The sequence below is a fragment of the Streptomyces sp. NPDC087263 genome (genome assembly GCF_044744645.1).
In the GTDB taxonomy this organism is placed as follows: domain Bacteria; phylum Actinomycetota; class Actinomycetes; order Streptomycetales; family Streptomycetaceae; genus Streptomyces.
Genome location: NZ_JBIUYT010000007.1, coordinates 401,371 through 415,782, shown reverse-complemented (window position 1 = coordinate 415,782; position 14,412 = coordinate 401,371). Strand labels below are relative to the sequence as shown.

The window sequence follows — 14,412 nt, the reverse complement described above, 5'->3', positions numbered from 1 at the left end:
CATTCGGAACGTTCGTTCAACCCATTGACAGTGGGACCCACGCCGACGATTCTCGTGTCCGTCCTGAGCCGTCACCCGGTGTCTGCTGCCGTGTACATCCAGCACCGCACCTCCCCACCTCAAGACCCTTGCCGAAGATGGATGTTGGAGGGATCTCATGGGCCCGTTCCTGCCCGATTCTGTTCGCCGCCACGCGGTGCTGCGCCCGGATGCACCGGCCGTCACCGAAGCCGGGCAGACCCTGTCCTACGCGTCACTGGACGCCCGCAGCAACAAGATCGCCCAGGCCCTGCTCGCCGCCGGCCTGGAAGTCGGGTCGCGGGTGGGCTTCCTGGTGCGCCCGGGCCGGATGTCGGCGGAGCTGCTGCTCGCCTGCGCCAAAGCCGGGCTGGTCGCGACCCCGCTGAACTGGCGCCTGGCCGAACCCGAACTCGTCGCTGTCGCGCTCGACGCGGAGCTCAGGATGGTCATCACGCAGGAGGAGTTCGAGGCCGGCGCGCGTGCCGCGATGCCGGAACTGCCGCTGGTCACCACCGGGAAAGCCGGACCCGGTGAGTACGCCTACGAGCCCTGGCTGGACGCCGCACCCGCCGACGACCCGGGGCGAGGCGGCCAGGCCGACGCGGACACGGTCTTCCTCCAGCTCTACACCTCAGGGACCACCGGCCTGCCCAAGGGCGTCCAGATGACCCTCGCGAACGTGTACGCGGGGGAGCGCGAGACCGCCGACGCGCGCTGGAGCGAGGAGAGCGTCTCACTGAACGTGCTGCCCGTCTTCCACATCGCGGGTACCGGCTGGTTGACCTCCGCGCTCAGCGCCGGCGCCCATACCGTGACGCTGCCCGAGCTAGTACCCCAACGCGTCGTCGAAGTCCTGGAGAGCGAGCGCGTCACGCACGTCCTGTTCGTCCCCGCGGTGCTGCAACTGCTCATACAGGTGCCCGGCATCCGCGAACGGGACTTCTCCGCACTGCAGTTGATCGTGTACGGCGCCTCGCCCATCACCCCCGCGCTGCTGCGCCGTTCCATGGAGGTCTTCGGCTGCGACTTCTGCCAGCGGTACGGGCAGACGGAGACCACCGGCTCCGTCACCCGGCTGCTGCCCGCCGACCACGACCCCGACGGTCCGCGTGCGCATCTGCTGCGTTCGGCCGGCAACGCCTGCCCCGACACCGAGCTCGTCGTCGCCGACCTGATCACGGGCAAGCCGGTCCCGGCGGGCACGGTGGGGGAGATCCTGACCCGCTCCCACCACGTCACCCCCGGCTACTGGCAGCGGCCCGACGAGAACGAGAAGCTCCTCACGCAGGAGGGCTGGCTGCGCACCGGGGACGCCGGGTACCTCGACGAGGAGGGCTATCTGTTCATCACCGACCGGATCAAGGACATGGTGATCACCGGCGGCGAGAACGTGTACCCCATCGAGGTGGAGTCGGCGCTCGCCGAGCACCCGGCCGTCTGCGACGTCGCCGTCTTCGGCACACCCGATGAAAAGTGGGGCGAAGCGGTCACCGCCGCGATCGTCCTGAACGCCGACGCCGGTGACACGGGCGTGGACGAGCTCATCGACTTCACCCGGGCCAGGATCGCCTCGTACAAGAGTCCCCGCATCATCCACTTCGTGGACGAACTGCCGCGCAACCCCAGCGGCAAGGTCCTCAAGCACGTACTGAAGGACGGCCTGACGGCCGGGGGATCCGGTAACCGCTGACGACGGTCGACTCGGCCCGGGCCGCCCAGTGCGGCGAACTCCGGGCCGGTGCCGACCCGGACCGGGCGGCCGTCGACGTGCACGCGGGGAACGGCCGAACGGCCGGCACCCTCAGCCGCGCGCCTGCGCGCCCCCTCGCCAAGGCAGGTAGTCCGGCAGGTCCTCCGGCACTCGCCCAGGGAAGCGGGGCTCCCTCCGCTCGAAGAACGACTGCACACCCTCCACCGCGTCCGGCCCGCGCACGGTGTCGAAGACCAGCCGTGAGTCGAGCCGGTGGGTCTCCTCGGGAGAATCGGCCCACGCCATGCGGTACACCATCTGCCGGATGAGCGCGACGGACACCGGAGCGGTGTACGCGACCAGCTCGGCGGCGAGGTCGTACGCCGCGTCGAGGACCTTGTCGGGGTCATGGAGGCTGTTGACGAGGCCCGTCCGCAATGCCTCGTCCGCCGCTATGAGGCGCCCCGACACCAGCCAGTCCAAGGCCGTGCCCGTGCCCACCAGCCGCGGTAGGAACCACACCGACGCACCCTCCGGCACGATGCCGCGACGACTGAAGGGGAAGCCGAACTTGCAGTCGACGGAGGCAAGCCGGTAGTCGGCGGGCAGCAGCATCGTCGAGCCGACACCTACGGCCGCGCCACGCACGGCCGCGATCACCGGCTTGTTCATCGCGAACAGCACACGGGTCACGAGACCGGCGGGCTCCTGGTACGTGCCCGCCGCGACCTCGGCAAGTGTCCGTTCGTCGTCGCTTGTCGAGAAGCTCCGCTCCGTTCCCGCGGTGCCCTCGCCTGCCGCAAGGTCCGCGCCGACGCAGAAGTTCCGGCCCGCACCCGTCAGGACGACCACGCGTACGGCCGGGTCGGCCTCGGCGGCGCACAGCGCGGCAGCGATTTCCTCGGCCATCCGCAGGGTGTAGCCGTTGCGTGCCTCGGGCCGGTTGAGGGTGACCGTGGCGACGCGGTCTGTCACGGCGTACGTGATCTGCTCGTAGGGGTCCGGTGTGCTCGGTTCGCTGTGCTGTTCGCTCACGGGGCACCTTCCGTGTGTTCGGGCCACGCCGTCGGCGCGCCGGGTGGACTGGACAGGATAGGGGGAATTGAACGAACGTTAGCTAAGTGAGAGTGCGCCCACAAGAGGCTTTGCGATGCTGGTGCAGCGTCCTCGCGCCTCGGTGGGGCGGACCGACATCGGTGTACGACGGCGTGGGCGTGGGGGTATTGGATCGCTCGGCGGATGCCCTGCCGCTGATCGTGCGGCTGTAGCATCGGAGGAATCGGCGCCACTGTTCGAATGATCGGTCAGTTATCCGGAGCCGGGACCATGACGGAGATTGGAGAATCCGTGTCCGCTCGACCCGCAGGCCAGAGAGCCATCATCGGGGCAGCTCGCCAGGAGTTCTCCGAGCAGGGGTACGGGGCGACGTCGATCCGAGACATCGCTCAGCGGGCCGGAGTAAGCCTCTCCGCTCTGTACTACTACTACAAGGGCAAGCAGGAGCTGCTCGTCGCCATCCTCGATGAGGGGCTCGACACCTACTTCGAGGCTTGTGACGCCGCCTTGGCGGGCGTCGGGGACGACCCGGCGGAACGTCTGGAGGCTCTTGTCTCCGCGAGCGTACGGTTCCGTACGGACCACCCTGTCCAGAGCAGCATCGTCCTGACCGAGGGGCGCAGCCTGGAGCCCGAGCACCTGGAGCGCTACCGCAAGAACGAGGAGCGTGCTTCGCAGCAGTTCAGGGAGGTCATCGAGCGCGGGGCGGCCGAAGGGATCTTCCTCACGCCCTACCCTGACGACGCCCGTCGTGCCGTCATCGCCATGTGCAACGCCATCGCCCAGTGGTACCGGGCGGACGGTCCGGTGGCTGTGGACGAACTCGTCGAGCGCTATGTGTCGTTGGCGCTGGTCGTCGTCGAGTACCGCCCGCGCACGGCGAGGCGACCGGCGCGGGGCTGACCGGCGTACGAAGGGCGCGTGGCTTCTACCGGTCGGCGGCCGGGTGGGCCGCCGTCAGGCCGGCGATGAGGATGTCGGCGACGGTTTCGGCGTGGCGGCGGACGGTCTCCTGGTCGTGATGTTCGGGTGCCCCGAGCAGCGTGGCCTCCACGGGGTTGGTGAAGGGCCCTCCGCCGCCCTGGCCCACCAGGTAGTGCAGCGTGCTGTAGGGGACGGGGCGGATGCGCCCTGCCTCGACGAGCCTGCCGAGCCGACGTTCGATGCCCGGGCGCAGCGGATCGACGAAGTGCTCGACGATGAACCGCACGCGCGGGCTGTCGGTCGCACCCTCGTGGTTCATGATCCGTCCCACCTGCGGGCACGCGGCCGAGAACAGCACCAGTTCGACGACGGTATGCCGCAGCGCTTCCAGATCGTCCACGTCACCCGATTCGCCGATCGCGCGCAGTGTGCGCCGGGTGTTGGCCAGGGCATGCTCCATCGCCGCGAACCACAACTTCTCCTTGGAGCCGAAGCGCGCGGTGAGCAGGGCGTGGCTCACGTCGAGGCGCCGGGCGAGCTCGCGTACGGAAGTCCCGTCGTAGCCCTTCTCGGCGAAGGCCTCCAGGGCGCCCTGGAGCAGGGTGGACGGGTCGGGTTCGTCGCCGGCGTGGGGGCGGCCGCGTCTCCGGGAGAGCTTCGACTGGGTCACGACTTGCCTCGTTTGTCCGATTCAGGTGATGGATGCATACTCGGAGAAGTAAATATCCGCCTGGTAATTTACTGCCATGGTGACACCCTCACCACCCAAGGATTCGGTGATCTCGTGTTCCGCCACAACTCCGCCGTACAGCCCGCCCGCCTGGGCGGCACGCCCGAGGACTACGCGCGCCTGGGCATCGAACCTCACGCGGTCAAGCCGTTCGAGGACGGCATGCGCACCGACGGCCTGCCCGGATCCTTCGAGTGGTGGTACTTCGACGCGCACCTCGCGGACGGAGCGAAACTGGTGGTGGTCTTCTTCACCAAGGACGCCGTCAACGGCCTCGGCACACAGTTGGCTCCGCAGATCCGCATCGACCTGACGCTGCCCGACGGCACCACGACGGCCAAGCTCGCCGAACTCGACCCGAAGACCTTCTCGGCGTCATCCACGTCCTGCGATGTGCGCATCGGTGAGAACCGCTTCGCCGGCGACCTGCACACGTACACGATCAAGGCTCGTATCGAGGAGGTCTCGGTCGAGGTCACGCTGACCGGAGAAGTGCCCGCCTGGCGTCCGGAGACCGGGTACTGGCTCTTCGGTGCCGACGACGAGCGTTACTTCGCCTGGCTCCCCTCGGTCCCCCAGGGGCACGTCGAGGCGACCTACAGCGTCGGCGGCGACAGTCACACCACCACCGGCGTCGGCTACCACGACCACAACTGGGGCAACGCCTCCATGGTCGACCTCATGCACCACTGGTACTGGGCACGCGGCGCGGCGGGCCCCTACTCGGTGATCGCCTCGTACATCACCGCACACGAGCGCTACGGGTACGCCGAACTGCCCGTGTTCATGCTGGCCCGCGACGGGAAGCTCATCGCCGACGACGCCACCAAGGTCACCTTCGAACAACTCGGCCGCTACACCGACACCGAGACCGGCAAGCCGGTGGACAACGTCACCCGCTACACCTACACAGCCGACGACGAACGCTATGTCGTCACCTTCAGCCGCCACTTCGACATCGCCGGCGAGAAGTTCGTCGACCAACTCAAGGGGCCGAAGAGGGCCGCCGCGAAACTGGTCGGCTTCGACGGTGCCTACCTGCGCTTCGCCGGAGAGCTCCGGATCGAGCACTTTCGGGGTGCGGAGCTCGTGGACGTGCACAGCGAGGACGCGCTGTGGGAGCTCATGTACTTCGGCAAGGCCCGGCCCTGAACCAGGTCGGTGCTGTCGGACGTGACCAGCAGTGCTCCAACCTCTTGGATGCGGGAAACGGGTGCTTCGCAAACTCCCGCACATGCGCCTGACGATCCTTGACGCCCCCAGGGCGCTGCTACGGGCTCTTCCCGGGCATCGAAGGGGACTTCGTCCGCAAGCCGATGAGCCAGTGCACCGGGTGAGCAGGGTGGGCCGGGGCGGGAGCCGCCTGGCAGTGGTCCCGGCGTGCTCGCGTTCCATGATTGCTGCGGTCACAGAAGGATCCGCACCGGTACGGACGACCAGCAGTTCGGGCTGGGCCTTGCCACCGTCGTTCAGGCGGGCTGCGGGAGTGTCCGCCTCACCTCCCGGCGTCGGGTGTGGTAGGCGCCGGCGAGTCGGCAGGGGACGTAGATCGTGAAGGAGACCGTCGTGACGTAGGGACTGATGGGGATGCTGCTGCCGAGGGCCAGGCCATTAGGATGCCGCCCTCGATCGAGACGACGGCGAAGACCACGCTGAGCAGGAGCAGGAGCAGGAGCACCGGCGAGGCAGTGATGCGGGAGGCGGCCGTGGCGGGTGTGACGACGAGGGTGAGGACCAGCGGTGCGCCGACGACCTGGACGGACAGGGCCACCGCCAGGCCGAGCACGATCATGAAGGCGAAGGACAGTCCCCGCATCGGTACGCCGCGGGCCTCGGCGACGTCCGGCTCGGCGCTGGCGAAGGTCAGCGGCCGCCACATCACCGCCAGGGCGACCTGGACCACGGCGGAGGTGCTGAGCGGCCACGCCGTCTGCGGGGTGTCCACGGCGACGATCCGGCCGGTGAGCAGGCCGAACTTGTTCGCCGCGCGGCCCTTGTAGAGGGCGAGGAAGAGCACTCCGAGCCCCAGCCCGAACGGAGGCAGCGGAAGCGGTCTGCTGCCGCGTCGATTCCAAGGGCGGTGGCGCGCTGACCACCCGTGCCTGGCTTGGTCCGATCCTGGGAGATTCGGGTGGCCCGAGGCGCCCGCGGCCTATGCCGCGGCCACGGGTGACGAATGGAGTTCGCGTACCAGCTGCGGGGTGAGGAGTTCACCGGCGCGGTCCGCGAGGACGGCCATTTCGTAGCCGACCAGGCCGACGTCGCATCCTTCGGCGGCCAGGACGCCGAGGCAGCTGCCGTCGCGTATGCGGCCGACCATCAGGAAGCCGCCGAGCATTTCGATCATGACGAGTTTCATGCCGCGGAAGCCGTGCGCCGTCGCCGCGTTCTGGGCAAGGCTGGTGATGCCGGAGACCACGGCGGCGAGGTGGTCGGCGCGGTCTCGGCCGAGGTTGTCGGAGGCTGCCATGAGCAGGCCGTCGGAGGAGACCGCGACGGCGTCGGTGACACCGTCGGCGGTGCGGACGAACTCCGAGATGAGCCAGCCGAAACTCTGGACGGCGGTGGTCACGATGACGCTCCTTGAGTGGTTCGGGCCTCGGCGCGGGCGACACCTGCTCGGAACCCGTTGAGCAGGGAGGAGACGGCGGGCCGCGCAGGCGCGGACGGTGCGGTGGAGGGGGTCTCGGCGGGGGAGAGGAGGCGGCCGGGGAGTGCGAGGAGTGCGGACAGGCCGCCGCCTGGGGTGTCGAAGAGGTGGACCTGGGTGCCGTCCCCGAGGAGGTGGGCGAGGCGGCCGACGACGAGGTGGCCGAGGAAGCGGGTGGGTGCGGCGAGGAGGGCCTCCTCCCCGGAGCCCGAGAAGCGGGTGTGGGCGCGTTCCCTGTCGGCTTCGGACATGCCGACGCCGTGGTCGACGACGGCGAAGCAGTAGGTGTCGTCCTGGGTGTCGTGCCAGCCGTGCACCTCGACCGGTTGGATCGGTGGCGAGAAGGTGAGCCCGTTCTCGATGAGTTCGGCGAGGAGGTGGGCGATGTCGGCGACGGCGTGCCCGCGCACCCGTACCGGCTCCACGGCCGCGATCAGGACCCGCCGGTACTGCTCGACCTCGGCGACGGCGGACTGGACGACTTCCAGGCCGTCGGCCGGTGTCGCCGAGGGCCGCGGCGGATTCTGCCCGGCCAGGACCAGCAGGTTTTCGGCGTTGCGTCGCATGCGGGTGGCGAGGTGGTCGAGTTCGAAGAGCTCGGCGAGGGCGTCCGGGTCGAGTTCCTGCTGTTCCAACCGGGTGATGAGGCCGAGTTGACGGCGTACGAGGTTCTGGTTGCGGCGGCCGAGGTTGGCAAGCGATTCGGTGGTGTTGCGGCGCAGGCCGGCCTGCTGGGCGGCGAGATGGAGGGCGGTGTGTTCCACCTGGTGCAGGGAGGCGGCGACCTGGGCGATCTCCGCTGCGCCGCCCAGCAGTTGCGTGTCGGGGCGGTCCGGGATGTGCCCGGAGAGGAGGTGTTCCACCTGGTCGGGCGGGGACTGCTGGATACGTTCGACGGCCTGGGGCAGGCGGTTCCGCGCCACGTCGTGGGCGGCCTCGGCGAGCGCGCCGAGCGGGCGCGTGAGGGAACGGGAGGCGAAGGCGGCCAGGGCCGCGAGGAGGGCGGCGATCAGCGTTCCCGCGACGAGGTAGGCGACCAGGCCCAGTTCGGCGTCGTGGCTGAGTTGGTCGGCCCGGCCCTGCACATCGCCTCCGACCGACTGCTGGACGGCGTACAGATCATCGACGAGCACGGTCATCGCGTTCCACCAGGTGCCGGCTTCGGCTTGCAGCGCGGAGCCGTCGGCGGCGTCCTCCGCCTGATTCTCGTAGGCGGTGGCGCGCCTGGCGTCGGAGGTGGCGAAGGCGTCTGTCAGGGCCGCGCGCTGGGGTGCGGTGGCCATCTGCCGGAAGCGGGCCAGGGCGGCGACGCGGGTGGCGCGCACCTCGGTGAAGGTGAGGTACTCGCGGTCGTGGAAGGCGCCCTCGGCGAACACGCCGTTGAGCAGCCCGCGTTCGAGGGCGACGGACTCCTTGGCCGCGGCCAGCTCCCGCAACGCCGCCAGCCCGTCGCGCAGCTGGCGATCGGCGCCGGTCGTGGTCTCGGCCACCGGGTCGACGGCGTTCAGGGCGTCGATGGCGGTGGTGTAGAAGGTGAGGGTCGCGGCCCGGTCGGCGGTGCCCCGGTCGGCGGCTGCGCGGACGCCGGCCAGGCGCACCAGGTGCTGCTGGACGACGCCCTCGACGGAGCTGTCGCCGCGCATTCCGCGCAGCTCCGTGTCCACGCGCGTACGGGTGGCGGACAGTGCGGAGCGGAACTCCTTCTCGCCGCCCAACAGGCCATTGGTCAGGCCGCGTTCGCGTTGCAGCTGGTGCACCAGGGCCTGTATGCGCAGACTGAGGCCGACCTCGGCACGGGTGGTGCGGGCGTCGCCGAGGGCCTCGGCGCGGCCCTGCACGGCGAGACCGGCCGCCGCCAGCAGCAGGCAGATCGGGACCGTGATGACCACCGTCACCCGGCCCCTGATGCTGCGCCAGCCGGGCACCGGCCGACGGCCCGGAGCGGTCCGGCCACCGGAACGGTTCGCTGAACCCCCCTTGCCCCTGAGGCCTTTGCGGATCGCGCTGAGCCTGCCGAGCTGCCGCCGCAGCGGCTCCCACACCCTCATACGTCACGACGCTAGCCCGATCGCCGCGCCGGGCGGTTTCCCAGCTGTTAGGCCGCGTGGGAGGTTCGGTTGCGACCCTCTCACCGCGAGGAGCAGGAGGCTGAGAGGCCCGGTTCACATATCTGTAACCTGACGTCCCGGCACCGACAGCAGTGGAACCCAGGGTGCGTCATTCGGGCACGGCCGCCTGGGCTGTGCGTCGTGTCAGAGAAGCATCAAGTTGCTGGTCGGGGGCGATACTTGACCATGCGGGGGCGTCCAGTGGTGGCTTGACACGGGAGACGATATGAGCGGTACCGGCGCGGGACTGGGCAAGGTCGAGGTGAGACTCAAGTGGGATCCGAGTCCTCTCGGGGAGCGGCCTCGCCATCTCGACATCATCGCCGCGACCTACTCCGCGGACGATCGCTTCGGGCGGCCGGTGTACGTCGTCCACTACGAGAGCCGGTCACCGGACGGCACCATCAACATGAACCGGCACAGCGAGACCGGCCTGGGCCTGGGGTTCGTCGAGGTGATGGTCCTGGAGCTCGAGCGGTTGTCGTCCGCCTACGGACGCGTCGTCGTGGGGGTCGCCATTCACCAGGATGGCGGCCCTCGCGCCTTCGGTGACCTGTCCAATGCCGGGGTGCTGGTCGTCGAAGGGTACAGAGAACTGCTGGCGGACGACTTCGCGGGCGTCGCCGAGTCCACGGCCATGACGGTCGCGGATTTTGTCAGGGACGACTCGGGTGCCTGGGAGTTTCGTGAGATGGTCCGTGGGTTCGACAGTGACCCGGTGGTCTTCACCGCGGAGATGGGCAGCGCCCGGCAGTGACGTCGGCTCCGCTGAGCTGGGGAGAACACGCCCCACGGGGAGATGCGCTGGGGCGCTCCGCCCCAGCCCCGTCTTCAGTGTGGGCGGTTCGCAGTTCGGGATGAGTGGTCTGCGTATCCGGGCGGAAGGCGCGGCGGGAACACGGCTGAACCTCCTCACTTCGTCCTGGCGGATTCCCCGTCGACGCGTAACGTGACGGACCATGAAGACCCCCGTCACCACCGTCACGACAGGCGTGAAGATCCACGTCTCGACTCTGGCCAGCTGTCGAGAACTGCTGTCAGAAACCCGACCGCAGGGTTCTGACCTGCGGATGGACCACGACTCGTGAAAATCCTCATCAGCGCCGACATGGAAGGCGCTACGGGGGTGACCTGGCCCGCCGACGTGCTGCCCGGGACGCCGCAGTGGGAACGGTGCCGCTCGATGTTCACCTCGGACGTGAACGCGGCCGTGCTCGGCTTCTTCGACGGCGGCGCCGACGAGGTGCTGATCAACGAGGCCCACTGGACCATGCGCAATCTGCTCCTCGAGCAGCTGGACGAGCGGGCGGAGATGCTCACCGGGCGGCACAAGTCGCTGTCCATGGTGGAGGGCGTGCAGCACGGTGACGTGGACGGGATCGCCTTCGTCGGCTATCACGCGGGCGCCGGCATGGAGGGCGTCCTTGCCCACACCTACCTCGCGAACTCCATCACCGGGGTGTGGGTGAACGACGTACGGGCCAGTGAGGGGCTGCTCAACTCCCATGTGGTCGCCGAGTACGGCGTGCCCGTCGTGCTCGTCACCGGGGACGACCTGGCCTGCGAGGACGCGCTCGGATACGCGCCCGAGGCACTGAAGGTCGCCGTCAAGGATCATGTCTCGCGGTACGCGGCCGTGTGCCGTACGCCGTCCAGGACCGCCTCCGACATCCGCGCGGCGGCGAAGGAGGCGGCGTCCCTGGCGGTCCGTCAGGAACCGCTCGTGGGCGGCCCGTTCACCGTGGCGCTGGAGTTCGACGCCGAGCACCTGTCGATGGCGGCGACCGTGGTGCCGGGTGTCGAGCGGGTCGGGGAGCGGAAGGTGGCGTACACCAGCGGCACCATGTACGAGGGAATTCGCACGTTCAAGGCGGTCACGACGATCGTGTCGGCCGCGGTGGAGGAGCAGTATGGCTGACGGGCAGGCGCTGGACGAGGTCGTACGGTTCACCTCCGACCTCATCCGCATCGACACCACCAACCGGGGCGGCGGGGACTGCCAGGAGCGCCCGGCCGCCGAGTACGCCGCCGCGCTGCTGGCCGAGGCGGGCCTGGAGCCCACCCTCCTTGAGCGCACCAAGGGGCGTACGAACGTCGTCGCCCGCCTCGAAGGCACCGACCCCTCGGCCGACGCGCTGCTCGTGCACGGTCACCTGGACGTCGTGCCCGCGCAGGCGGAGGACTGGAGCGTGCACCCGTTCTCGGGGGAGATCCGCGACGGCGTCGTCTGGGGGCGCGGCGCGGTCGACATGAAGAACATGGACGCGATGATCCTGGCGGTCGTGCGGGACTGGGCGCGGACCGGCGTACGACCCCGGCGCGACCTCGTGATCGCGTTCACCGCCGACGAGGAGGCGAGCGCCGAGGACGGCTCGGGATTCCTTGCCGACCAGCACCCGGGCCTCTTCGAAGGGTGCACCGAAGGCGTCAGCGAGTCCGGGGCGTTCACCTTCCACGACGGGAGCGGGCGCGAGCTCTACCCGATCGCGGCGGGCGAGCGCGGCACCGGCTGGCTCAAGCTCACCGCGCGCGGCCGGGCGGGCCACGGCTCCAAGGTGAACCGGAGCAACGCGGTGACGCGGCTGGCCGAGGCGGTCGCGCGGATCGGGGCGCACGAGTGGCCGCTGCGGCTCACCCCGACCGTGCACGCGGCGCTCACCGAACTCGCCGCCGTGTACGGCATCGACCCCGACTTCGAGGATGTCGACGGCTTGCTGGCCAAGCTGGGTCCCGCCGCCACGCTCGTCGAGTCGACCGTGCGCAACAGCGCCAACCCGACGATGCTGAGCGCCGGTTACAAGATCAACGTGATTCCGGGGGAGGCCGTCGCCCATGTCGACGGCAGATATCTGTACGGCCACGAGGACGAGTTCCGGGCGACCCTCGACCGGCTGACCGGACCATCCGTGGAGTGGGAGTTCCAGCATCGCGAGGTGGCGCTCCAGGCGCCTCTGGAGTCGGCGACGTACGCGAAGATGCGTGCAGCCGTCGAGGAGTTCGCTCCGGAGGGGCATGTCGTGCCGTACTGCATGTCCGGTGGCACGGACGCCAAGCAGTTCTCGCGCCTCGGCATCACCGGATACGGGTTCACGCCGCTGAAGCTCCCGGAGGGGTTCGACTACCAGGCCCTCTTCCACGGCGTCGACGAGCGCGTCCCTGTCGAGGCGCTCCACTTCGGTGTCCGCGTCCTCGACCGCTTTCTGCGCACCGCCTAGAACACCGGGATGTGGGGATAGTGGGGGACATGGTGCAGACCCTGGCGTACGGATCGTGGCCCTCGCCCATCGACGCGGCACTCGCCGCCGCGCACGACGGGCACCCCGAGTCCGTCGGCTTCGTCGGCGACGAGACGTGGTGGACCGAACCCCGGCCCACCGAGGGCGGGCGGCGCACGCTCGTCAGGCGGAAGGCAGACGGCACCCAGGAGTCGGTGCTGCCCGCCCCGTGGAACGTGCGCAGTCGTGTCATCGAGTACGGCGGGCAGGCCTGGGCCGGGGAGATGCGTCCCGAGGGGCCGCTGGTGGTGTTCGTCGACTTCGCCGACCAACGGCTGTACCGGTACGAAGTCGGCGGTGAACCACGCCCGTTGACGCCCGTCTCGCACGTGGGCGGCGGACTGCGCTGGGTGGACCCGCAGTTGCGCGTCGAGAGGGGCGAAGTGTGGTGCGTGCTGGAGGAGTTCACCGGGAATGGGCCGACGGATGTGAGGCGGGTCGTCGTCGCCGTTCCGCTGGACGGTTCGGCCGCGCGGGACCGGGGCGCGGTACGTGAACTCACCGACGGGCGGCACCGGTTCGTCACCGGGCCCCGGCTCTCGCCCGACGGCGGGCGCGCGGCCTGGCTCGCCTGGGACCATCCGCGGATGCCCTGGGACGGCACGGAACTGATCGTCGCCGAGGTGGCCGACGACGGGACGCTCCAGGAGGCCCGCACGGTCGCCGGCGGCCCCGACGAGTCGATCGCCCAGGCCGAATGGGCCTTCGACGGCTCCCTGTTGTACGCCGGTGACCGCACCGGCTGGTGGAACCTGTACCGGGACGGTGTGCCGGTATGCCCGCGCGAGGAGGAGTTCGGCGGGCCCCTGTGGAAGATCGGCTACCGCTGGTTCGCGCCGCTGAAGGACGGGCTGATCGCCGTCGTCCACGGCCGGGGCGCCACCGCGCTCGGCATCCTGGACCCGGAGACCGGCGAGGTCGTCGACGCGGCGGGGCCCTGGACCGAGTTCGCCCCGACGCTCGCCGCGCACGGCAGCCGCGTTCTGGGCATCGGGGCCAGTCCACGCAGCGCGTACGAGGTCGTCGAACTCGACGCCCGTACCGGGCGGACCCGGGTGACCGGCGCCGCACACGTCGACCCGGTGGACCCCGCGTACTACCCGGAACCCCAGATCCGCACCTTCACCGGGCCCGCCGGACGCGAGATCCACGCGCACATCTACCCACCGCACCACCCCGGCCATGCCGCCCCCGACGACGAACTGCCGCCGTACGTCGTCCACGCACACGGCGGCCCCACCAGCCGGGCCCCCCTCGTGCTCGACCTGGAGATCGCCTACTTCACCTCGCGCGGCATCGGCGTCGCCGAGGTCAACTACGGGGGATCGACCGGGCACGGACGGGAGTACCGCAACCGGCTGCGCGAACAGTGGGGCGTCGTCGACGTCGAGGACTGCGCGGCCGTCGCACTCGCCCTCGCGGACGAGGGCACCGCCGACCGGCGGCGGCTCGCCATTCGCGGGGGCAGCGCGGGCGGCTGGACGACCGCCGCGTCCCTGACGAGCACCGACGTGTACGCCTGCGGCACCATCCTCTATCCGATCCTCGACCTCGCCGAATGGGCCTCGGGGGAGACCCACGACTTCGAGTCGCAGTACCTGGAGACCCTGGTCGGGCCGCTCGCCGAGGTGCCAGCCAGGTACGCAGAGCGGTCGCCCTCCGAGCACGCCGACCGGATCGGCGTGCCCTTCCTGCTGCTCCAGGGCCTCGACGACGTCATCTGCCCGCCCGTGCAGTGCGAGCGGTTCCTCGCCCGGCTGGCGGAGGAGGGGCGCCGGATCCCGCATGCCTACATCGCCTTCGAAGGAGAGGGCCACGGCTTTCGGCGGGCCGAGACGACGGTGCGGGTCCTGGAGGCCGAACTCTCGCTGTACGCACAGGTCCTGGGCCTGAACCCGCCCGGTATCCCGACATTGGAGCTCGCCAAGTGAAGCCGACCGTCCCCACCACGGAGTCCG

At 70.0% G+C, this 14,412-nt stretch carries 11 protein-coding genes and 1 pseudogene; 7 read left to right on the top strand and 5 right to left on the bottom strand.

The window, feature by feature from the left end; genetic code table 11:
- The first annotated feature begins 157 nt into the window (after positions 1 to 157).
- Complete coding sequence (locus ACIPC1_RS24495; RefSeq protein ID WP_402520314.1) at positions 158 to 1,711, top strand: long-chain-fatty-acid--CoA ligase; 1,554 nt, start codon at positions 158 to 160, stop codon at positions 1,709 to 1,711.
- A 111-nt stretch (positions 1,712 to 1,822) separates the two neighbouring features.
- Here ACIPC1_RS24495 and ACIPC1_RS24490 read toward each other — a convergent pair whose 3' ends face one another.
- A complete protein-coding gene (locus ACIPC1_RS24490) occupies positions 1,823 to 2,746 on the bottom strand; it encodes an enoyl-CoA hydratase-related protein (RefSeq protein ID WP_402520312.1) in 924 nt (307 codons plus the stop codon).
- A 312-nt stretch (positions 2,747 to 3,058) separates the two neighbouring features.
- Here ACIPC1_RS24490 and ACIPC1_RS24485 point away from each other — a divergent pair, with 312 nt between their 5' ends.
- A complete protein-coding gene (locus ACIPC1_RS24485) occupies positions 3,059 to 3,670 on the top strand; it encodes a TetR/AcrR family transcriptional regulator (protein WP_402520310.1) in 612 nt (203 codons plus the stop codon).
- A gap of 25 nt (positions 3,671 to 3,695) precedes the next feature.
- Here ACIPC1_RS24485 and ACIPC1_RS24480 read toward each other — a convergent pair whose 3' ends face one another.
- On the bottom strand, positions 3,696 to 4,361 hold the full coding sequence (locus ACIPC1_RS24480) for a TetR/AcrR family transcriptional regulator (RefSeq protein WP_402520308.1): 666 nt from the start codon (positions 4,359 to 4,361) through the stop codon (positions 3,696 to 3,698).
- 114 nt (positions 4,362 to 4,475) lie between these two features.
- Here ACIPC1_RS24480 and ACIPC1_RS24475 point away from each other — a divergent pair, with 114 nt between their 5' ends.
- Complete coding sequence (locus tag ACIPC1_RS24475; RefSeq protein WP_402520306.1) at positions 4,476 to 5,573, top strand: lipocalin-like domain-containing protein; 1,098 nt, start codon at positions 4,476 to 4,478, stop codon at positions 5,571 to 5,573.
- A 317-nt stretch (positions 5,574 to 5,890) separates the two neighbouring features.
- Here ACIPC1_RS24475 and ACIPC1_RS24470 read toward each other — a convergent pair.
- The 3 genes and pseudogenes from ACIPC1_RS24470 to ACIPC1_RS24460 form a co-directional block, all read right to left on the bottom strand.
- Positions 5,891 to 6,459: pseudogene (locus ACIPC1_RS24470) on the bottom strand (metal ABC transporter permease); the annotation flags it as partial.
- A gap of 114 nt (positions 6,460 to 6,573) precedes the next feature.
- Positions 6,574 to 6,993 (bottom strand): roadblock/LC7 domain-containing protein, encoded by a 420-nt coding sequence (locus tag ACIPC1_RS24465; RefSeq protein ID WP_402520304.1) that lies wholly within the window; start codon positions 6,991 to 6,993, stop codon positions 6,574 to 6,576.
- Positions 6,990 to 9,119 carry a nitrate- and nitrite sensing domain-containing protein gene (locus tag ACIPC1_RS24460; RefSeq protein WP_402520302.1) on the bottom strand — a complete coding sequence of 710 codons (2,130 nt, stop codon included), beginning with the start codon at positions 9,117 to 9,119 and terminating at the stop codon, positions 6,990 to 6,992. Before ACIPC1_RS24460 ends, ACIPC1_RS24465 begins: the two co-directional genes overlap by 4 nt.
- Before the next feature lie 286 nt (positions 9,120 to 9,405).
- Between ACIPC1_RS24460 and ACIPC1_RS24455 the strand changes: the two genes are divergently transcribed.
- The 4 genes from ACIPC1_RS24455 (at position 9,406) to ACIPC1_RS24440 (ending at position 14,385) form a co-directional block, all read left to right on the top strand.
- The gene (locus ACIPC1_RS24455) at positions 9,406 to 9,936 is read left to right on the top strand and encodes a TerD family protein (protein ID WP_402520300.1); all 531 of its coding nucleotides are present in this window, start codon (positions 9,406 to 9,408) and stop codon (positions 9,934 to 9,936) included.
- A 327-nt stretch (positions 9,937 to 10,263) separates the two neighbouring features.
- Positions 10,264 to 11,097 carry a M55 family metallopeptidase gene (locus ACIPC1_RS24450; RefSeq protein WP_402520298.1) on the top strand — a complete coding sequence of 278 codons (834 nt, stop codon included), beginning with the start codon at positions 10,264 to 10,266 and terminating at the stop codon, positions 11,095 to 11,097.
- Positions 11,090 to 12,394, top strand: a complete 1,305-nt coding sequence (locus ACIPC1_RS24445; protein ID WP_402520296.1) for a M20/M25/M40 family metallo-hydrolase — start codon at positions 11,090 to 11,092, stop codon at positions 12,392 to 12,394. Before ACIPC1_RS24450 ends, ACIPC1_RS24445 begins: the two co-directional genes overlap by 8 nt.
- 29 nt (positions 12,395 to 12,423) lie before the next feature.
- Positions 12,424 to 14,385, top strand: a complete 1,962-nt coding sequence (locus ACIPC1_RS24440) for a prolyl oligopeptidase family serine peptidase (RefSeq protein ID WP_402520294.1) — start codon at positions 12,424 to 12,426, stop codon at positions 14,383 to 14,385.
- Positions 14,386 to 14,412 lie beyond the last annotated feature (27 nt).

Excerpts from the sequence above, each read along its gene's own strand:
- ACIPC1_RS24495 (WP_402520314.1), top strand. The coding sequence starts at position 158 with ATGGGCCCGTTCCTGCCCGATTCTGTTCGCCGCCACGCGGTGCTGCGC.
- ACIPC1_RS24460 (WP_402520302.1), bottom strand. The coding sequence starts at position 9,119 with ATGAGGGTGTGGGAGCCGCTGCGGCGGCAGCTCGGCAGGCTCAGCGCG.
- ACIPC1_RS24455 (WP_402520300.1), top strand. The coding sequence starts at position 9,406 with ATGAGCGGTACCGGCGCGGGACTGGGCAAGGTCGAGGTGAGACTCAAG.
- ACIPC1_RS24445 (WP_402520296.1), top strand. The coding sequence starts at position 11,090 with ATGGCTGACGGGCAGGCGCTGGACGAGGTCGTACGGTTCACCTCCGAC.
- ACIPC1_RS24440 (WP_402520294.1), top strand. The coding sequence starts at position 12,424 with ATGGTGCAGACCCTGGCGTACGGATCGTGGCCCTCGCCCATCGACGCG.